This window comes from Microcoleus sp. B3-D7 (assembly GCF_036705305.1).
Taxonomy (GTDB): Bacteria; Cyanobacteriota; Cyanobacteriia; order Cyanobacteriales; family Microcoleaceae; genus Microcoleus.
The window spans coordinates 25,002-44,309 of record NZ_JAUBUE010000007.1 but is presented as its reverse complement, the minus strand read 5'-3'; the positions used below and the strand labels follow the sequence as shown (position 1 = coordinate 44,309).

The 19,308-nt window shown below is 47.7% G+C and carries 15 protein-coding genes, 1 pseudogene and 1 riboswitch; of the genes and pseudogenes, 6 read left to right on the top strand and 10 right to left on the bottom strand.

All coding sequences use genetic code 11. The features are described from left to right. Window positions 1-38 precede the first annotated feature (38 nt). From QUB25_RS29745 to QUB25_RS07480, 7 genes and pseudogenes are all read right to left on the bottom strand, one after another. Window positions 39-128 (bottom strand): annotated as a pseudogene (locus QUB25_RS29745) (WG repeat-containing protein); the annotation flags it as partial. A 377-nt stretch (window positions 129-505) separates the two neighbouring features. Then, the gene (gene uca / locus QUB25_RS07505; protein WP_333182580.1) at window positions 506-4,123 is read right to left on the bottom strand and encodes an urea carboxylase; all 3,618 of its coding nucleotides are present in this window, start codon (window positions 4,121-4,123) and stop codon (window positions 506-508) included. 182 nt (window positions 4,124-4,305) lie between these two features. Beyond that, window positions 4,306-4,947 (bottom strand): urea amidolyase associated protein UAAP2, encoded by a 642-nt coding sequence (locus QUB25_RS07500; protein ID WP_333061019.1) that lies wholly within the window; start codon window positions 4,945-4,947, stop codon window positions 4,306-4,308. Between the two features lie 77 nt (window positions 4,948-5,024). Further along, a complete protein-coding gene (locus QUB25_RS07495; protein WP_333182579.1) occupies window positions 5,025-5,756 on the bottom strand; it encodes an urea amidolyase associated protein UAAP1 in 732 nt (243 codons plus the stop codon). Window positions 5,757-6,196: 440 nt separating this feature from the next. Next, window positions 6,197-6,973, bottom strand: a complete 777-nt coding sequence (locus QUB25_RS07490; RefSeq protein WP_006630934.1) for an ABC transporter ATP-binding protein — start codon at window positions 6,971-6,973, stop codon at window positions 6,197-6,199. 59 nt (window positions 6,974-7,032) lie between these two features. Further along, on the bottom strand, window positions 7,033-7,884 hold the full coding sequence (locus QUB25_RS07485; protein WP_333182578.1) for an ABC transporter permease: 852 nt from the start codon (window positions 7,882-7,884) through the stop codon (window positions 7,033-7,035). 107 nt (window positions 7,885-7,991) lie between these two features. After that, the gene (locus tag QUB25_RS07480; RefSeq protein ID WP_333182577.1) at window positions 7,992-9,059 is read right to left on the bottom strand and encodes an ABC transporter substrate-binding protein; all 1,068 of its coding nucleotides are present in this window, start codon (window positions 9,057-9,059) and stop codon (window positions 7,992-7,994) included. Window positions 9,060-9,203: 144 nt separating this feature from the next. Next, window positions 9,204-9,358: riboswitch (guanidine-I (ykkC/yxkD leader) on the bottom strand. A gap of 611 nt (window positions 9,359-9,969) precedes the next feature. On the opposite strand from QUB25_RS07480, the gene atzF reads away from it, so the two are divergent. From atzF to QUB25_RS07450, 6 genes are all read left to right on the top strand, one after another. Continuing rightward, window positions 9,970-11,784, top strand: coding sequence for an allophanate hydrolase (gene atzF, locus QUB25_RS07475; protein ID WP_333182576.1), 1,815 nt, complete (start codon window positions 9,970-9,972; stop codon window positions 11,782-11,784). Window positions 11,785-11,824: 40 nt separating this feature from the next. Beyond that, window positions 11,825-12,571: a calcium-binding protein gene (locus QUB25_RS07470; RefSeq protein ID WP_333061005.1), complete on the top strand. Its 747-nt coding sequence runs from the start codon at window positions 11,825-11,827 to the stop codon at window positions 12,569-12,571. A gap of 234 nt (window positions 12,572-12,805) precedes the next feature. Further along, entirely contained in the window at window positions 12,806-13,747 is a 942-nt protein-coding gene (gene truB, locus QUB25_RS07465) for a tRNA pseudouridine(55) synthase TruB (RefSeq protein WP_333182575.1), read from the top strand. A gap of 149 nt (window positions 13,748-13,896) precedes the next feature. Next, the gene (gene yidD / locus QUB25_RS07460) at window positions 13,897-14,127 is read left to right on the top strand and encodes a membrane protein insertion efficiency factor YidD (protein WP_333182574.1); all 231 of its coding nucleotides are present in this window, start codon (window positions 13,897-13,899) and stop codon (window positions 14,125-14,127) included. A 216-nt stretch (window positions 14,128-14,343) separates the two neighbouring features. Then, window positions 14,344-15,558, top strand: a complete 1,215-nt coding sequence (locus tag QUB25_RS07455; RefSeq protein ID WP_333041355.1) for a response regulator — start codon at window positions 14,344-14,346, stop codon at window positions 15,556-15,558. A 340-nt stretch (window positions 15,559-15,898) separates the two neighbouring features. Then, a complete protein-coding gene (locus QUB25_RS07450) occupies window positions 15,899-16,885 on the top strand; it encodes a glycosyltransferase (RefSeq protein WP_333182573.1) in 987 nt (328 codons plus the stop codon). Between the two features lie 533 nt (window positions 16,886-17,418). Here QUB25_RS07450 and QUB25_RS07445 read toward each other — a convergent pair. From QUB25_RS07445 to QUB25_RS07435, 3 genes are all read right to left on the bottom strand, one after another. Continuing rightward, window positions 17,419-17,748 carry a HesB/IscA family protein gene (locus tag QUB25_RS07445; RefSeq protein ID WP_006630924.1) on the bottom strand — a complete coding sequence of 110 codons (330 nt, stop codon included), beginning with the start codon at window positions 17,746-17,748 and terminating at the stop codon, window positions 17,419-17,421. A gap of 139 nt (window positions 17,749-17,887) precedes the next feature. After that, window positions 17,888-18,307, bottom strand: coding sequence for a phosphomannose isomerase type II C-terminal cupin domain (locus QUB25_RS07440; protein ID WP_190693399.1), 420 nt, complete (start codon window positions 18,305-18,307; stop codon window positions 17,888-17,890). 324 nt (window positions 18,308-18,631) lie between these two features. After that, window positions 18,632-18,892 (bottom strand): hypothetical protein, encoded by a 261-nt coding sequence (locus tag QUB25_RS07435; protein ID WP_333061002.1) that lies wholly within the window; start codon window positions 18,890-18,892, stop codon window positions 18,632-18,634. Between the last annotated feature and the right edge of the window lie 416 nt (window positions 18,893-19,308).

Genomic DNA, 19,308 nt, shown 5'->3' with positions numbered 1-19,308 from the left:
TTAAACAAATTTAAAGCCTAAACAGAGCATCGAAACTGTTAAATGACCACCTTTCCAGCTTGATTTATAAAGCCAGATTTGCTATTGCGCTTGACAGCGGCTAAGCCTTCTGAAAAACTGCCGACAGTCGAAACTTGGGAGGCGCTTTTCCACTAGCCTGTTTGATTAATGTATCCCCACCCTTTTGGAGGGGTAACTCCTGCTAAACCTTGATTAAATGAGCGGGAATTACACAATTAGAGGATGATTCTTGTGGCGTGTCCCGCCTTCAGTGAAAAGACATCTTGCACCATTGTCAATAAGCTTTTTATGAACATGCAAGATGCCTGTTCCACAAGAAAATTTATCTCTTGTGGAACAGGCAAGATGCCTGTTCTTGAGAATGGTGCAACATCTCAGGTGAAAAGACATTAGACTGGCTAGGATATCCCATCCCACAAAACAATCAAAATCATCCCGCAATTATCCAACGCCTTCTACTATCCCCGAAGTGACAACAGAGGGATTAATTCGGTTGAACAGCCGCTAGAATTTGTCCGGCTGTCACCGTTTTCCCCTTTTCACAAAACAACTGGGCAACAGTGCCGGCAACATCAGCAGTAATAGCAATTTCCATTTTCATCGCTTCCAAAATTAACAGGCGATCGCCCTCAGCAACCGCATCTCCAACATTAACCAGCACCTGCCAAACATTGGCCGAAACGTGAGCGACAACTGCCTCACAGCCGATCGGCAAAGTAACCTCCGCCGCCGTTTCAGAAGCCACATCCGCCGGGGCTTCTGCGGCAGATACACCTTCAAATTCCCCGGATGCGGCCCAGCGATCGCGCTCTGCATTAAATGCCGCCTGCTGCTGCGCTTTAAACTCAGCCGCACTGTTAGCAATAGAATGCAAAAACTCATTGTATTCTCTCAAATTAAAAGTGATTTCTTCAACCTTTAATTTAAACTTCCCTTCGATAAATGCTTCCCGACAGCGGTGCAATTCCTCATGAGAAACCGGATAAAATCGGATTTGGTCAAAAAAGCGCAAAAGCCAAGGTTTACCAGACTGGAAATCCGCCGTTTGTTTGAACCGATTCCACATTTGCACCGTGCGGCCGACAAATTGATAACCTCCGGGCCCTTCCATCCCATAAACGCACAAATACGCGCCGCCAATGCCAACTGCATTTTCAGGAGTCCAAGTGCGGGCGGGATTGTATTTAGTAGTAACCAAACGGTGGCGCGGATCGAGGGGAGTTGCGACGGGCGCACCTAAATAAACGTCTCCCAAACCCATCACTAAATAGCTAGCATTAAATACAATTTCTCGGACTTGTTCGATGCTGTCAAGCCCGTTTATGCGGCGAATAAACTCAATATTGCTGGGACACCAAGGTGCATCCGATCGCACAGACTGCATATATTTTTCAATGGCCAACAGCGTCGATTCATCTTCCCAAGATAAAGGCAAGTGCACAATTCGCGCCGGCACTTCCAAATCCTCGATCGCCGGAAGTTCCGCCTCCGCCGCAATCAGCGCCTGCATTAGCTGCTGTTGCGAAATCTGGCGACTGTCAAAGTGAATTTGGAGCGATCGCATTCCCGGCACTAATTCGATCACACCCGGCAACGGATTTGCTTTCAACTGTTCCATCAATGCGTGCGCCCGAAAACGCAAATTTAAATCCAGCACCAACGGACCGTATTCAACTAGAATATATTTATCTCCAGCTTGACGGTAAGTAACAGCAACCTGTCCCGGAGATTCGGGAATTTGGTGCAAAATTGGAGAGGCGGGAACTGCGGGCAATTCCTCCGCATTTTCCCCAAAAACAGGCAAGCAAAAAGTAGCAATTTGCTTATCTTGTACTAATTCCCGCTGCAAAGCTTCAGCAAAACTCAAACAGTGAAAGCGAACGCTGTCCCCGGGTTTTAGTTGCCCAATTTTCCACAATTCCGACTGCACAATAGTAGCAGGACAGACAAAACCTCCCAAACTCGGGCCGTCAAGACCGAGAATTACAGGCATATCGCCCGTAAAATCGATCGTGCCGATCGCGTAAGCATTATCGTGAATGTTAGACGGGTGCAAACCCGCTTCCCCGCCGTCTTGACGCGCCCAGGCGGGCTTCGGGCCGATCAGCCGAATGCCCGTCCGCGTCGAGTTGTAATGCACCTGCCATTCTGTAGAGAAAAACATTTCGATGTCTGACTCAGTAAAGAAATCCGGCGCGCCGTGAGGCCCGTACAAAACACCGATTTCCCAATTATTGCTGTAGGTAGGAATTAGTTCCGGAGGCAAAGATAATTCCGCTTCCAGAGTTGCAGTTTGAAGCAGTTTAAGCACATCTCCCGGACGCAGCGTGCGGCCCGCGTGTCCGCCAAATTTGCCCAGTACAAAAGTTGATTTGCTGCCCAAATAATCGGGGACATTAAAGCCGTGCTTTACCGCTAAATAAGTGCGGTAGCCGCCGCCTTGAATGGCTTTTAACTTGAGAATGCTGCCACCTTTTACGGGAATTGCCGTCCAAAACGGTACCGGGTCGCCGTTTAGCGTTCCCTTCATAATTGCCCCAGTCAAACTAATAACTGTATCGGCATTAAAGCGCAGAGTTGGGCCTGTCGCTGTGAATTCCAATCCTGCTGTCGATTCCGGATTTCCTACTAAACGATTTGCCGATCGAAATGCCAGATGATCCATCGGCCCAGAAGGCGGCACGCCCACATCCCAATAGCCAATCCGCCCCGGATAATCTTGAATGCTGCTGTAGGTTCCCCCATCCAATACATCGATCGTTAAAGGTGCGTATTCAAAAGAGTTTAAAAAGCGCGTGCTCAGTTCGCCCCGGCTGAATCGGGAATCGTCCAAAATCTGGCGGAGGTAATCTAAATTAGTTTCAATTCCCGCTATTTCACTGCCATCTAAAGCAGCTTTTAGTTTTACGATTGCCTGCGTTCGATTATCCCCGCAAACGATTACTTTGGCTAGCAGCGGATCGTAAAAAGGAGTAACCTCCGTGCCGCTTTCTATCCAACTGTCGCAGCGGACGTTTTCGGCAAACGCAACTTGATTCAGCAACCCGGAACTCGGCTGAAAATTCTTGCCGGCATCTTCGGCATAAATTCGCACCTCAATTGAGTGTCCGTGCGGCCGATAGCGGTACTCTTCCAGGGAGAACAAATCCCCAGAAGCCTGTTTTACCATCCATTCAACGAGGTCAATGTTGTTGACAGCTTCAGTAACGCCGTGTTCAACTTGCAAGCGCGTGTTGACTTCCAAAAAATAAAACTGTTTCGCATCGACATCAAATACAAATTCAACAGTACCGGCTGACTGGTAATTTACCGCTTTTCCCAACCGCACGGCTGCACCGTACAACTGATTTCGCTGTTCGTCGCTAATAGCAGGGGCGGGGGTTTCTTCTATTACTTTTTGATTGCGCCGCTGCACCGAACAATCTCGCTCGCCCAAGGCTATGACATTTCCTTTGCCATCTCCAAAAATTTGGACTTCAATGTGTCTAGCTGTTTGAATGTATTTCTCTAAAAAAACGCCGCTTTGTTTAAAATTGCTTTGACTCAAGCGCTGTACTTTTTCAAATGCTTCTGCCAAATCTCGATCGCTAAAACAAGCCTGCAAACCGATGCCGCCGCCGCCTGCGGTACTTTTGAGCATCACCGGATAGCCGATCGCCCCAGCCGCTTTTTGGGCATCCTCTAAACTTGCTAAAAGTTCGCTTCCGGGAGTTAGCGGCACTTGATTTGCAGCGGCTATTTCCCGCGCGGTGTGCTTCAATCCAAAGCAGCGCAACTGACTCGGAGTCGGGCCGATAAATGCAATATTTTCGCTTGCACAAGCTTCGGCAAATTCAGCATTTTCGCTCAAAAAGCCGTAACCCGGATGGATAGCTTGAGCTTTAGTTTGGCGCGCAACTTCGAGAATGCGATCGAACCGCAAATAACTCTCGGCTGCGGCGGCTGCACCGATACAAACGGCTTCGCTGGCGGCGAAAACGTGCTTGGCGCGGGCGTCGGCTTCAGAATATACTGCTACCGAAGCAATTCCGAGGCGATCGAGCGTGCGGATAATTCGGCAGGCAATTTCACCGCGATTTGCAATCAAAACTTTGTTAAACATTTAGGTAATTGTTAATTGGTAATTGGTAATTATTAATGGTAATTGGTAATGGGTGTCTCTTTACATCTTGTACTATCTTGAAGAACAGGCAAGATGCCTGTTCCACAAAGAGTGAATTTTATTGTGGGGTGGGCTTCTAGCCCGCCCGTAAAAAGATTGCGGAGACAGTGCCAACCCTACATTTACACCGCATCCCAAACAATCAACTGAATCGGCGTAGGATTATAAGCATTGCAAGGATTGTTCATTTGCGGGCAGTTAGAAATAGCAACCAGCGCGTTCATTTCGGCTCGCAAATCAACTGTACTTCCTGGATCGGAGATGCCGTCAACAATTTCAAGCGTGCCATCTTCGCTAACCGGAACATTCATAAAGAAGTTGATATTGCTGACTAAATCTCGCTTGCCCAAACCGTAGGGAAGAATTGCGGCGAGGAAATTTTCAACACAGGCGTGCTGGTATTTTTTATCTAGCCCAAACCGCACCGAATTGCTCTCGCAGCTACAGGCGCCCCCGGAGGTATCGTGCCGCCCGCAGGAGTCAGCAATTATGGTCATCATGGCTCGCCCTTCGTTGGAAATGAGCTGGCTGTTTGTAGTGACAAAGATGTTGCCTTGATTGACGATCGTATCGGGGGCGCTGTAGCGTTCGGAAGGGTCATCGGCATTGTAAACTAAAAAATCTACTGCTTGATTTCCGCCTAAATCTACAATGCGGAGAATCTGTCCTTTTTTGATGACGCGAGCCCAGGGATGTCTGGCGGGTAAAACTTCGTTATAAATTGCAGTTTTTGGATCGAGAAGTTGTTGGGTAGTTGCAGTCATGGTTCACTTTTTGTGATGGAAGTACAGAATTTTTCACCGCAGATTGGTGCGGACAAGATTGAGTTGTGGAATCGAGTTTATTGCACGAACAAAGCATCGGTGTTGATGAAGCCGCGCACGGCTTCCGGGTTGGCGGTGCGGCACAAGTCGTCGGATGCGGCGGCGGGAGATTTCACAATCTGAATTTGGATGGGTTTTGGATCGTAAATTGACCCCGGATGCAGGATGTGGGGGCAGTTAGATATAACGGTCAATACGTTCATTTCTGCTCGCAAATCGATAAAACCACCCGGTTTTTCGCAGCCTTCGCGAAACTCCATCGTGCCGTCTGGTTTGACGGCAATGCGAGTAAATAAGTTGAGGTTGGGCATGATATCTTTTTTGCCCAATCCCCACCGAGTTAGGGCTTTGAGGAAGTTGTCGCGGGAGTTTTTCCAGTCTCCTTCGCCGTATTTTTTGGCATTGCTAATGGCGTTGCTGCATCCTCCTAGCAAATCGTGACAGCCGGAGGTGTCTTGGGTGATGGAAAATAGGATGCGGCCCATGTCTGTGTAGAGCACCATGCCTTGTTTGAGAAAGGCGTTGAATTGAATTTTGGCGGTGTCTGCTGCGTTGAAACGTTCGATCGCATTGTCGGCGTTGTAGCACAGCATGGAAACGCCGCGAGAGCCTTCTAAATCGGTGATTCGCAGGGTGTTTCCCCGCTTGATGACTCCCGACCAGTACGCGCCGCCCGGTACGGTTTCTTGCATTAATACGAGGCTTGAATCGATTTCTGAGTTTGTATCGATCGATGATAGTTGCACCATAAGTTCCTCTTGATGTATTTGGGGGGGTCAGCGAAACAAAACAATAGTATTTTGTAGTGGCAAAACTCACCCTCTCCCAAAGTAATATTATCTCCACTGATATCTTGCACCATTCTCAAGAACGGGCAAGATGCCCGTTCCACAATAAAATTGAGTTTTGTGGAACGGGCATCTTGCCCGTTCCTAAATAGGTAATTGACAAGGGTGCAAGATGTTAAGTTTCCACTTACTGAGGTTGGCAGTTAAACTCTTGGCGCGGGTGCAAAAAGTGCAACTACAAACCTATTTCTCTTTAAGCAGCCATTGCAACTGCTTCCTGTCCGTTTACATCTTGCACCATTCTCAATAACGGGCAAGATTCCCGTTCCACAAAGAGTGAGTTTTCTTGTGGGGTGGGCATCCTGCCCGCCCAAAAAGTGCAAATACAAACCTATTTCTATTTAAGCAGCCATTGCAACTGCTTCCTGTCCGTGTTTCCGCATCAAATCCATGAGTTCGTCGCGGTAATCGTGGAATTTGGCGTGGCGTTTAATGCTGGGAGTGCGATCGGGCAAATTAATCGACATTTCCTTTCTCACTGTACCGGGACGAGCGCCCAAAGCATAAATCCGATTGGAAAGAAACACCGCTTCTTCGACATCGTGGGTAATCATAAAGATTGTAATCTGAGTGCGGCGCCACAAATCGAGCATGAATTCGTGCATCGATTCTTTAGTGTGGATATCCAATGCGCCGAAAGGTTCATCCATTAATAACACTTTAGGTTCAGAAGCGAGGGCGCGGGCGATCGCCACCCGCTGTTTCATCCCGCCCGACAATTCCTTCGGCAGCGACGAAGCAAACTGCGTCAATCCTACCACACTCAAATAATAGCTCGCTTGTTCGCGCCGCTTTTTCTTGGAAACTCCTTGAAGTTTGAGGCCAAACTCGGCATTTTCCTGCACGTTCATCCAAGGATAAAGAGTGTAATGCTGAAATACCATACCTCGATCCGGCCCAGGCGAAACAACTTCCTTGCCGTCAATTTTCACTTCCCCTGTTGTCGGCTTGTCCAATCCCGCAATCTGCCTCAACAGAGTAGATTTGCCCGAACCGGATGCGCCTACCGCGCAGATAAATTCGCCTTGCTTGATGCTCATATTGATGTCCTTAAGGACAACTAATTTACCGTTTTTAGTTTCAAAATTTTTGTGCAGGTTGTTAATTTGTAGAAACATGAGTTTATCCTCTGTATTGTAAGTAAAAAAATGACATCATTCTGCCTTTTAACATCTGCTTACTGTTTCTGACTTGACCATTTACAAGAAACCCGCAGCAGGTATTGAAAAAGCAAGTCAAAAGCCAGTCCGATCGCCCCAATGACAATCAGCCCCACAAATATTTCATCGGTTCGGAGAAATCGACCGGCGACGCTAATCCGGCGGCCTAAACCTTCGGTTGCCGCAATTAATTCCGAGACGATTACCAATTGCCAAGCGGCAGCTAGGTTGATGCGGCTAGCATCAAGAATTCCCGGCAAAACGTGGGGAAAAATAACTTGAGTTAGGATTTCCCAGCGATTCCCGCCCAACATATAAGTAGCTTCGATCAAGTCTTTTGAAACAAACTTGACCGTATCCATCACCATCAGCGAATTGAAGAAAAAGACGCCGATGAAAATCAGGGTAATTTTGGGTTCTTCGCCGATTCCCAAGTAAAGAATTAGCAGGGGAATGAATGCTGGTGCGGGCATATATCGCATCAAGCCGAACATGGGTTCGAGCAAGGCGCGAATACTGGGAAAACTGCCCATCAGCACGCCAATTGGTATGGAAAAAACCAAGGCGAACAGAAAGCCCACTCCCACCCGCCACAAACTCGCTACTGTGTCTTTCAAAAGTTCGCGAGTGTTCCACAGCCGACCAAATGCCTCTAAAACTTTGCCAGGGGAAGGCAAAAATTTGGGGTCTACGTTGGCGAAGGTTGTTACTAGCCACCACAGCAGCAGCGGCAGTGCGATCGATGTTACCGTTAACCCAATATTGAGGGGTTGTGGTATCTCTTCCGCAATCCGCCAGAAAACGGTGGGATTTAGGCTTTTTTGCTTGAGGTGGGATTGGATCGATCGGCGATCGGGATTTGGTGGCATGATTTAATTGCAGAACAGTTGAGCGAGTAATGGAAGTAGATTTTGGGGATTATAAAAAGTATTTTTTTTTAGGTTTTTTGTGTCTGCACAATCGTAAATTATGCCTTTTAGCTTTTACCTTCCGAATAAGCTTTTATAAAGCGATCGTCAAATAATGTGCTGATATCGGGTTGGGTTTTTGCTAAATTTACATCTACGAGAAATTTAGTCATTTCGGCCGCCGCAAACTGTAATGATGTCATGTCGTTTCCCGGTTGAAATGCTTTCAAGTTTTCCTCGATCGTAAATATCTTAGTGCCGTTTTCATATTCTTTGTATTCCTCGACGCTGACTCCGGCGCGGTTGGCTAGAATCTCGTAAGATTTCTCTTTATTTAATTTCATGTATTCCAATGTTGCAAACCATGAATTGACCAGGGCTTGCACTCGATCTGGGTGTTCGCCGATAAACTTTCGGGTGAATACCAAATGGTCGGAAATCGCCCCCGGAAAATCTTTGGAACTAAACAGTTCCTTGCTATTTTTTCGCTTTAATGCTTGCGTGGTAAACGGCGCAAATACTGCCACCGCATCGACTTGCCCTCCGACGAAAGCCGCCGCAGCTTTGCCGGTTTCCAGCGGTACAAATTGAATATCTTGCACTGATAAACCTGCTTTTCTCAGCCCTAGCAGTAATAGAAAGTGATCGACTGTACCTTCCTCTGCTGCAACTTTTTTTCCTTTCAAGTCGGCAACGGAATTGATACCTTCGGCGACAATTACTTTGTCATTTCCCGTCGAGTTGTCGTTGACTAAAACAATTACTTGGTCGGCGCCGCCCGATATCGAGTTTACTGTATCGCCGAGGGTTTGGCTGTTAGCATTTATCTGTCCTGCTGTGAGGGTGCTGATGGATTCTAAGTAGCCGTCAAACCATTTTAAGTCTACAGCAACATTGTTGGCTTCAAATATTTTTTGTTCTTTGGCAATTTGCCAAGGAAACCAGCCGGGCCACGCGCTGAATCCGAGGCTAACTGCATCAGCACTTACTGAAGAAGCTGCTTCGCTTTCAGTCGTGGTTTTGATATAAATTGCCGGGTTGACGCAGCCGACAGCGAAAAACAAGGTGATAAGAAATAGGGCGCAGTAGGATAAGGGCGATCGCGTTATTTTGGGGGAGCAATATCGGATATTCATAGCATATTCTGGTGGCTGGTTAGAGGTGAATATGTCGATCGAGCTTTTGCACCTTCTTTGGCTTCCTTAGCTTCCGCAAACCTCCCTGATATACAAGGATAAAGCCCGAGAGCTAACGAACCGAGTCTTGATGACCGATCGCGTTTCTCCCGGGCTTTTATCCCGCCGTGTAACTGGCTAGTGTTTCCCTCAAATTAAGAAAATATTGGGGCAACCAGTCTGCTTCTCTCGGACCAGCACTTGAATTTTCTAAGCTGAGTTAGAAACTAATTCAAATCGGAACCCTAGAAGCGGTTAAATTTTTCTGTTTTTGTCTGTATAAGTCCTGTTTGCAACCCAAGGAGTTATTCAAGACTGTCCGTAACAGCAATCCACTTAGCTTTTTGAAAGGTAAGCATACTGTAGTTTGCAATCTTACTAGATTGCTACGTTTCAAACGGTAACAGCAAACTTGATGCGAAAATGTGTAAGATGTTACAAAAAACAGTTTTTCTGGAATTTGTAAAATTAAAATTTTTGGAAGATTAAACGGGGCGATGAGATGGGGCGATTGGAAATCGCGAAGTTTACCTGCACACAAAGACGAAACCCGCAAGGTCAGGGTTGAATATTTATTGAGGAATACTTCGACCCCTAGACTAGATGCAAGTACGATCGACAATGCGGTAAACTAACCTTCTATTTTTAATAACTGAGATGTTCCACCATTCTCAACAAGCCTTTTATGGGCGGGCAGGATGCCCACCCCACAAGAAGAAAGAAATAAACTCTTTGTGGAACAGGCATCCTGCCTGTTTTTGAGAATGGTACTCTGGGCGTGAGTAATAACGATCGCCCAGCAAAGCCTGTAAACTCAATTGTTCAATCTAAAATCTAAAATCTAAAATCTAAAATCGACTGGCGGTGCATTATGGAAAAATTTAACTACAGCAACAGTCTCGACATTCATTCGCTGCTCGATCGCTACCGCACCGGATCGATCGCGCCTGCAGATGTAATCGCGAGCGTGTACGATCGGATCGAACGCTATGCAGATCCGGCAGTATGGATTTATTTAGCACCGCAGGCGGAAACCCTCGAACGCGCCAAAGCCTTGGAAAACCTAGACCCGCAACAATTACCGCTCTACGGAATACCTTTTGCGATCAAAGATAATCTCGATTGGGCGGGCGTTCCGACTACGGCGGGATGTCCTCGGTTTGCTCGCACTCCAGCGCGATCGTCGGCAGTCGTAGAGCGCCTGGGCGCGGCAGGTGCGATCGCGATCGGCAAAACAAACATGGATCAGTTTGCCACAGGATTAGTGGGAACCCGCACGCCTTATGGAGTTTGTCGCAATCCGTTCGATTCGCGCTACATTCCGGGCGGATCGAGTTCCGGTTCCGCAGCAGCAGTCTCGGCCGGATTGGTGAGTTTTGCTCTGGGTACCGATACCGCAGGATCGGGGCGCGTTCCCGCTGCTTTTACCAACATTGTCGGGCTGAAGCCAAGTTCCGGCTCGATCGGCACTCGCGGCCTGCTGCCGGCGGTGCGATCGCTCGATTGCGTTTCTGTGTTCGCTCTCACCTGTGCGGATGCCGCCTCAGTGCTGCAAGCAGCCAGCGGTTTTGACGCTGAGGATGCGTTTTCTCGCCACCCTGAAACGAAAGTTTTGCCGGATTTATCCCGCTTGCGAGTGGGAGTTCCCGGAGACGGCGAACTGGAATTTTTCGGGAATGCAGAAGCCAAACAGCGCTACCGAGATGCGATCGTGCGCTTGCAATCTTTGGGCTGCACGATCGCACCTATTGACTTCAAACCCTTTGCGGATGCTGCCGAACTGCTCTACGGCGGCCCTTGGGTAGCAGAAAGGTTGGCCGCGATCGGCGATTTCCTCGACGCGCACCCAGAGGATATCGATCCCATCGTCTACGAAATTATCAGCGGCGGCAAACGCTACGATGCCGTCGCGGCTTACCGCGCGTCGTACCGGTTGGCCGAGCTCCGCCAGCAGGCAGAAATTCAGTGGCAGTCAATGGATGTGTTGGCGGTACCGACGACAGGCACGATTTATACTGTCGCAGAAGTTGCAGCCGAGCCGATCGCGCTCAACACAAATCTCGGGCGCTACACGAACTTTGCGAATTTGCTCGATTTGTGCGCGATCGCAGTTCCCAGCGGGTTTCAAAGCAGCGGATTGCCCGCAGGATTGACACTGATGGCTCCTGCGTGGCACGATTTATCGCTCTGCCGCCTGGGATCTGCTTTCCACGATCGCTTGGGGGGAACTTTGGGCGCAATCGGTCTGCCGCTACCAACCCTCTCGGAACCCGCCATCGCAGCCCAACCTTCCTCAGAAGAACGAGTCAAAATAGCCGTGGTTGGCGCTCATTTGAGCGGTGAGCCGCTGAATTATCAACTAATCGAGGGGGGAGGCGTTTTGGTTCGCGCCTGCCGTACCAGCCCGATTTACAAGCTGTACGCTTTGACGGGTACTGCTCTGGGCAAGCCGGGATTGGTGCGTCAGATAGAGGGCGGTAGCGCCATCGAGGTGGAAGTTTGGGAGTTGTCGATCGCGGCTTTCGGCGGATTTGTCGCTAAAATTCCCCCGCCTTTGGGAATTGGTACGCTGGTGTTGGAGGATGGATCGACGGTGCAGGGCTTTTTGTGCGAACCTTATGCTGTGGCGGGTGCGATCGATATTTCTGAGCTGGGCGGTTGGCGAGCTTATAACTTCCGGTTTTAGGCTAAGTTAGAATGGCAAATTTATACCCATCTTCAGAATCATGCCATCATCAGTGCCAATTCGACCAATTCCCGTCACCACCCCAACCCCCACCGGCGGCGGTACCAGTCCCGGAGGGGCACCTGGCGGCACTCGCGGCACCAGCGGCCCCGACTCCCTCAGAGGTACTGCGGGCGGTAACTTGATATTTGGTTTGGGTGGCCCTGACAGCATTTTGGGCTTAGGCGCAGACGATTCCCTCTACGGCGGCGACGGCGATGACTCACTGCTGGGCGACGTTGGCAATGATTTGCTCTTCGGCGGTGCCGGCCGCGACAGCGTTTTGGGCGGCGCCGGCGGCGATACTTTCTACGGCGGCAAAGGTTCTGACTCAATGCTGGGCGACGAGGGTAATGATTTGCTGTTTGGCAACCAAGACACCGATACTTTGTTGGGAGGCGCGGGCGATGACTCGCTTTTTGGGGGTGCCGGCGATGACTCGCTGTTTGGTGGCATCGGCAATGACTGTTTATCGGGCGATCGCGGCCTAGATACTTTAACTGGCGGCGCCGGAAACGATACTTTTGCGATCGGGCGTTTGGCAGACGGGGATGTGATTACAGATTTTACTGATGGTACGGATCAAATTCGCTTGACTGCCGGCCTCACCTTTGGCGAACTCACCATTTCCGCTGGGGCCGGAACTTCCCCGAGTACAATTATTCAGCTTACAAACACCAAGGAAACTCTCGCTACTTTATTCGGAGTTGCCCGCGCTTCTATCAGTCAGGCAGACTTTATTCTTTAATGGGTAATAGGGAATTGGGAATTGGGTTGGCGGATACTTTGTAGTTTTAAGTTTTGAATGTTGAACTTTTTAACTAAAAACCGCTTTCCCGTTGCGAATAACGTTAGCTTTCGCGATGCGAAGGAAAGCAATCTCAGAACTTTTCATTTTCTTTTTTCCGGCTTCCTTCTTCCCTCTTCCTGACATCCGTTATATCCGTTACATCCCGTACATTGCTCGTTGCCGAACTTCCTAATGACTACTGACGGTTTTCTCAATCTCAACAAACCTACGGGCATGACATCTCACGACTGCGTGGGGCGAGTGCGCCGGCTATTGAAACTCAAGCGAGTCGGACACGGAGGAACCCTCGATCCTGCTGTGACTGGTGTTTTACCGATCGCCCTGGGCAAAGCAACCAGACTGCTACAATATCTCCAACACAATAAAGCTTACCGAGGCACGATTCGGTTTGGCTTAACTACTGCTACTGACGATTTAGAAGGAGAAATTATCCATTCTCGACCGGTGCCAGAGTTGAGTTTGGAAAAAGTGCAAGCTGCACTGCCAAAATTTATAGGAAAAATTGAGCAGTTTCCACCGAGTTTTAGTGCGGTTCAGGTGGGAGGAAAACGCCTTTATGAGTTAGCTAGAAAAGGCGAAACCGTGGAAGTTACGGCTAGGAATGTCGAGGTTTTTCGGCTGGAAATCTTGGATTGGCGACCGGGGGATTTTCCTGAATTGGATTTGTCAATCGCCTGTGGGGCGGGTACTTACATTCGGGCGATCGCGCGGGATTTGGGTGCGGTGTTAAATACAGGCGGTACTTTGGCTTGTTTGACTCGCACCGAAAGTAGCGGTTTTTCGATCGAGGAAAGTCTCAGTTTTGAACAATTGGAACTGCAATTGCAGGAGAATAAATTCTGCCCGATTTTGCCATCGGCGGTTTTGGGACATTTAGGGGCGATCGTCCTTTCCCCTGAATATACCAAACGCTGGTTTCAAGGACAGCGCCTCCCGATTCCCGAAACGCCGATCGGGCCAGAGGAGGAAAGTAGCAACCATCCCCCCCACAACCCAATACCCGAACATCCCTATCCCTTGCAGGTGTATGATCGAGACGGTAATTTTTTAGGTATCGGTCAAGTAGCGAACTCAGAGACAAGTACCATATTATCTCCTCAAATTGTGCTTTAAGTATCTAAAATAAAAATGAAAATAGGTATAATTGGTACAGGAAAAGTTGGCGGAACTCTAACCGCTGGGAATGCTCTCGATGCACCTAGCTTACAGCGGTACGGGACGAGATTGGCCTATAAATCTAATCAATCGCTGAGGTAAAAATTGTGAAGATATTGCTGATCGGATTAATCCGAGGCTACAAAATGGGGATTTCTCCTTACCTGCCTAACGCCTGTAGATTTCAGCCCACTTGTTCGCAATACGCGATCGAAGCAATAGAAAGATTTGGGTCGGCCCGTGGCAGCTCGATGGCGGTTAAGCGAATTTTGCGCTGTCATCCTTTTCATCCAGGGGGTTTCGATCCCGTACCTCCTAAAGATAGCGAGGGGAATTAGTTATTAGTTAGAAGCCGGATTTTAGTTATTAGTTAATAGTGCAAATAGGCGTTGCATCCTCATGGCTAAAACTACCGAGGGGAATCACTCCCTAAGAGGGTTAAATTCGCACAAGTAGTGGTGTTTCTTAACCCAACTTCAGTAATATTACTGTTATCTTTCAAAACTCAGCAGCTATATAATGGTACAAACAGAGTACAGGGGATGCGAGTTGATATGTCTGCTACCGCAATCGGATACAAAATGTTGTCCCATACTCTGGCTGTACTCAGCCAGAAACAAGCAACAGGGAAACTGGTGTTAGAGCAAGGGGAACAACAGTGGCAACTTTACTTTTTTCAGGGTAGTTTGGTGTATGCCACGGGAGGAGCGCACAGAGCGAGACGCTGGTACAGGGCGATTGGGCAACACTGTCGAAACTTTCAAGTGGATCTCAGAGACCTCGATGCTGGAGAACTGTGGGAATATCAACTGCTTCAGCGAGGGATAGCAGCCAGCGAAATGAGCCTGGAACAAGCTAGGGCGATCGTCCACACCAGCCTTTCCGAAGTGTTATTTGCTGTGATCGGTCAATCGGGTTTGCGCCGGGAGTGGCGTCCGTCCCAGAAATATTTTTCTACAATTACCTCTTCTTTGCTGCTGTCTTTAACAGAAGTAGAGAAAATTCTGTGTTGTACAGAAGAAATTTGGCAGAAGTGGAAAGCAATGGGTTTGTGGCTGGTAGATCCAGAACAAGCACCACTTTTAAAAGCATCAGCCCAGTTGCAGCAAAATCGATTTAGCTCTAATTCTTTGATCGCTTTGGGTAACGTATTCAACGGCGAGAATACTCTTTGGGATATTGCATTTAAGAAAAAGCAGTGCGTGACAGTGGCAACTCGCGCTTTAGTTAATTACATCAAACAGGGTTTAGTAAATTTCCGAACAGTACCAGACTTACCGTCGCCTATAGAACAGTGGCGCCTTGCCGCAGCGATGGCCGGGGCGGGTCGCCCTTTGATTGCCTGTATCGATGACAGTCCGACCGTTTGCGAATTTTTAGAACAAATTTTATTGCCGGAGGGGTATCGAGTCCTAAAAATTCAAGACCCCATGCAGGGAGTGGGCCTCCTCGCCAAACAAAAGCCTGCTTTAATTTTTATGGACGTGGTGATGCCGAAGACAAGTGGCTTTGCTTTGTGCAATTTTTTGCGAAAAACACCTGCTTTTCGCGAAACTCCGATTGTGTTTTTGACCAGTCAAGACAGTATAATTGACCGCACGCGAGCGAAATTGACAGGTGCTTCCGATTTTTTGAGGAAGCCAGCCAATCCCGAACAGGTTTTGCAAATAGTTGACAAGTATTTGAAGGTAAAAGGCGATGGCCACCCTTCAGCAATTCGCCCCCAAGATATACTCCATTCACGACAACTTACCCTGGCAAATTCTTGAACCCAAATTATGCTTATCAAGCGTCACTTATCGGGCGCGTGAGCCTCCGGGGCACCCGATAAGTATTGTAAAATAAAGACGCCACCGAATTTTACCAATAAATCTTGTAGGGGCGGTTGCATGGTTTTTCTTGATTTCAAAGTCAAGATTTCCCTAAACCTGCTCAGCGGGTATTGATTCTAATATCTGTTCCAACCTGTTAACAAAAAGAATGCAACTGTAGGCAAGTTTCCAGCCAGAGGCTCATCAGTCCTTTCCAGTTTTTTAATCTAAAATCTAAAATCTAAAATCTAAAATCTAAAATCTAAAATGGTATAATCCATAAAACTTGATATTAATTATGAGCGATCGCACCCCGCAGGTGAGCGTAGTAATTCCGGCTTACAACTGTGCTGCTTACGTCGGCCAAGCCGTAGATAGCGTTGTGCACCAAACCTATACTAACTGGGAAATTATTGTCGTAGACGACGGCTCCCGAGACGATACCAAGTTAGTTTTAGAGAAATATGGCGATCGAATTCGCTACATTTACCAACAAAATCAAGGAGTTTCGATTGCCCGAAATCACGGCATCGAGCTATCGCGAGGAGAATTTATCGCTTTTCTCGATGCTGACGACTACTTTTTACCCGACAAATTAGCAGCACAAATGGCTGTATTTGCAGCGAAACCACATCTAGGAATAGTCCACAGCGGCTGGCGTCTAGTTAATAGTATAGGCGAACCGTTAAAAGATGTCAAACTCTGGCAAAATGTCCCTAAATTAGACTTAGAAATGTGGCTGCGGTGGAAACCAGTATTACCCAGCGCGATGGTATTTCGCCGTCAGTGGTTAGAGCGCGCCGGCGGATTTGATCCTCGATTTCCACCGGCGGAAGATACAGATTTAGTGCTGCGTTTAGCCTTAATGGGATGCGAAGCAGAGTGGTTGCAGCAAGTAACTGTTTGCTACCGCCAGCACGAGCAAAGCGCCATGTACAAAGGCTTACCGCAGGCTAAATCCCTCGCCGCAGTCATGGACAATTTTTTTGCCCGCCCCGAATTGCCCGATAAAATACGTTTGTTGGAAAAGCAAATCAAGTACAGTACCTTAGTTTGGATTGCTTGGTATTTGTACCGCACCGGTCATTCTGTTGAGATGGTAGAGTTTTTGCAGCGTTCTTGGAATTATACGCCTTATTTGCCTGTGGAAACAGTAATTAATTGGGCGGAAGCTTTCGCCGAGTTTTCGCAGGATGCGGGAAATGAATTCGATGCAGATTTATTAGCTCAATCTGCAGAGTGGCAGCAGTTAATGCAGTGGACTATTCTCGGTACGCCAGCTTGATTGTGTTGATAGTCGATCGAGCTTGTATGTCATTTCTGGTTGATTCGTGATAGTATAATTGCGATCGTAAAAGCAGATTTTACTAACCATCTATAGCGCTTCTCACGGAGGTGAGATACACCTAATTGTCCTCATCAAGGATATATTATGTGGTGCTGATTTGTAGGTGCGGAACTGTTAGATGTTCGATGACACTTGCAGAGTGTTTCGGGCGACGCACGCACCTTACCATAATGGTTTTCTAGGAACTGAGGTATATAGGACTTACGCAACTGGCACATTAAACAAAGGTATGTAGTTGCGCTTTAGCGCTCTTCTCTAAGTTAAGAGCGCTGAAGCGCAACTACATACCTAAATTTCAAACTCTATTTGTGACAGTTGGCTTTAGTCCTAATGGGGTAAGTATTTGGAGTTATGAGTTCGATATTACCGTCAATTCCTAATCCTGAACAGGCGTCGAGATTGGTAGTCTCGATCGGCTTATTTGAAGGTTTTTTGGACTTTTTATAAGTCTTTGAGTGTCATCCTATAGATTATTCCTTAGCCGAAAAGGAGTTGCCGCAGCTACAGCTTTGGGCGGCATTGGGATTGTGAAATCGGAAACCTCCGCCCATCAAGTCTTCTGAATAATCCAAGGTGAGCTCATTGAGATATTTTAAGTGCTGGGGGTCGATCGCAACTTCAATTCCCTCCGACTCGCATACAGCGTCTTCTGGGGCGGGCGCATCGTCAAATGCCATTGTATAAGACAAACCGGAGCAGCCGCTCGATTCCACGCCCAGACGAAATAAAGCATTGGGGTTCGGATGCTTCGACTTGAGGCGCGTTACTTCTGTTGCTGCTGTTTTGCTCAGATGAATCATTATGAGTAATTGGTAATTGGTAATTGGGAAGTAATGTTGAGTTTTGAAAATGTAGAATGTGCCTAGGCGTGTAACTTACCCGGAGAATGTAAAGTGCGCCGAACCGCGCACCTTACCCCTATATTTTTAGCAACTTGAGTTACTTAGCCTTTTCATTACGAGCATAATCGTCTTGAAAGCGGATAATATCATCTTCTCCGAGATATTCGCCATTCTGCACCTCAATTAAAACCAGGGGGATAACTCCCGGATTTTCCAGGCGGTGAGAAGTGCACTGAGGAACGTAGGTAGACTGATTTGTAAACAGAACTTGTTCAGTTTCGCCACAAGTAACTTTTGCAGTACCAGAAACCACAATCCAGTGTTCGCTGCGGTGGTGGTGCATTTGCAGGCTGAGGCGGTGTCCCGACTTAACTTCGATCCGCTTAATTTTATATCCTGGGCCTTCTTCTAGAGTCGTAAAGGAGCCCCAAGGCCGCAATTCTGTAGCGGCTATTCCGTTGGGTGCTGCAGGTGCGTGCAGGGTAGATACTTGAGAAATTTCTTGAATCTGAACCATGATTTTCACTCCTTGAGGATTGCTTGCGGAATCCTTTGGTAAACGACGTTGTTTTTTGAGATTAACTAATCTATAGTTAAAACCGAAGCCCACCTGCGGGGACTGGTTAGCCGACTGTAGAGTTTTGCAAGAGTTGTGCTCAGCCCGATCGACTTGCCTTAACAACCATAGCAAAACCAACATAGCTGTTGTCACCTGATATTTGCTTGATCGCCCCAATCTACATCAAATCTTCATAGAAAGGGCGCTGGTTCTTGAATATTGATTAAAGGTGAATCCTAATCCAGCTCTTGAGACTGCTGTTGCAAAACTTCTAGCATCTGGTTAGAGACCCTCTGGGATGAAACCTGGTTGAATAGTTAGACTTGAATAAGTTTGGCTAAGTTCTGTGAAGCAGTGATAAGTGAAGCAAATGTCGTAGAGTTTTTTCAATTCTGCAACCAGGGTGGGAGAAAGCGGCCGAAAGCTATCTAACCATGCTTTGAGTTGATCGACTTTTTGCAATTTTTCAGAAATACTCATTACTGTAGAGAAGGCCAAATGCTGCTGGAGAATGTCACCCAGACGCTGAGGATACAGTCGCATTAACAATGCTATAAACTCATTTCTCAAGAACAGGCTTTCCGGCCTGTTCCACAGAGAGTAAATTTTGTGGGCTGGGCCGGAAAGCCCGCCCTTGAAAAGCTTATTAACAAGGTGCAAGATGTGAGTTGGTATCGGAATTACTCATCTCTCTTCTCTTCTTCTGCGCTCTCTGCGGCCTCTGCGGTTTAATAATTCACATAATCGAAGAGTCTTTAAGCATAAATCTTTAACCTCCGGGTTCCCTAGTTAAGTTATCGGCTTTAACTATTTTTTTACGCTTGATCGAATAAGCTTTGATTTTTGGGTACATCTACCCAATTGAGTAGATCCACATATAATACATGATACTAGAGCGATCGGCATCCCATCCTCTACTCTAGATCAACATCTTTTCGCCACTTTGACAGGAGCATCAA

Excerpts from the sequence above, each read along its gene's own strand:
- uca (WP_333182580.1), bottom strand. The coding sequence starts at position 4,123 with ATGTTTAACAAAGTTTTGATTGCAAATCGCGGTGAAATTGCCTGCCGA.
- QUB25_RS07500 (WP_333061019.1), bottom strand. The coding sequence starts at position 4,947 with ATGACTGCAACTACCCAACAACTTCTCGATCCAAAAACTGCAATTTAT.
- QUB25_RS07495 (WP_333182579.1), bottom strand. The coding sequence starts at position 5,756 with ATGGTGCAACTATCATCGATCGATACAAACTCAGAAATCGATTCAAGC.
- QUB25_RS07490 (WP_006630934.1), bottom strand. The coding sequence starts at position 6,973 with ATGTTTCTACAAATTAACAACCTGCACAAAAATTTTGAAACTAAAAAC.
- QUB25_RS07485 (WP_333182578.1), bottom strand. The coding sequence starts at position 7,884 with ATGCCACCAAATCCCGATCGCCGATCGATCCAATCCCACCTCAAGCAA.
- QUB25_RS07480 (WP_333182577.1), bottom strand. The coding sequence starts at position 9,059 with ATGAATATCCGATATTGCTCCCCCAAAATAACGCGATCGCCCTTATCC.
- atzF (WP_333182576.1), top strand. The coding sequence starts at position 9,970 with ATGGAAAAATTTAACTACAGCAACAGTCTCGACATTCATTCGCTGCTC.
- QUB25_RS07470 (WP_333061005.1), top strand. The coding sequence starts at position 11,825 with ATGCCATCATCAGTGCCAATTCGACCAATTCCCGTCACCACCCCAACC.
- truB (WP_333182575.1), top strand. The coding sequence starts at position 12,806 with ATGACTACTGACGGTTTTCTCAATCTCAACAAACCTACGGGCATGACA.
- QUB25_RS07455 (WP_333041355.1), top strand. The coding sequence starts at position 14,344 with ATGTCTGCTACCGCAATCGGATACAAAATGTTGTCCCATACTCTGGCT.
- QUB25_RS07450 (WP_333182573.1), top strand. The coding sequence starts at position 15,899 with ATGAGCGATCGCACCCCGCAGGTGAGCGTAGTAATTCCGGCTTACAAC.
- QUB25_RS07445 (WP_006630924.1), bottom strand. The coding sequence starts at position 17,748 with ATGATTCATCTGAGCAAAACAGCAGCAACAGAAGTAACGCGCCTCAAG.
- QUB25_RS07440 (WP_190693399.1), bottom strand. The coding sequence starts at position 18,307 with ATGGTTCAGATTCAAGAAATTTCTCAAGTATCTACCCTGCACGCACCT.
- QUB25_RS07435 (WP_333061002.1), bottom strand. The coding sequence starts at position 18,892 with ATGCGACTGTATCCTCAGCGTCTGGGTGACATTCTCCAGCAGCATTTG.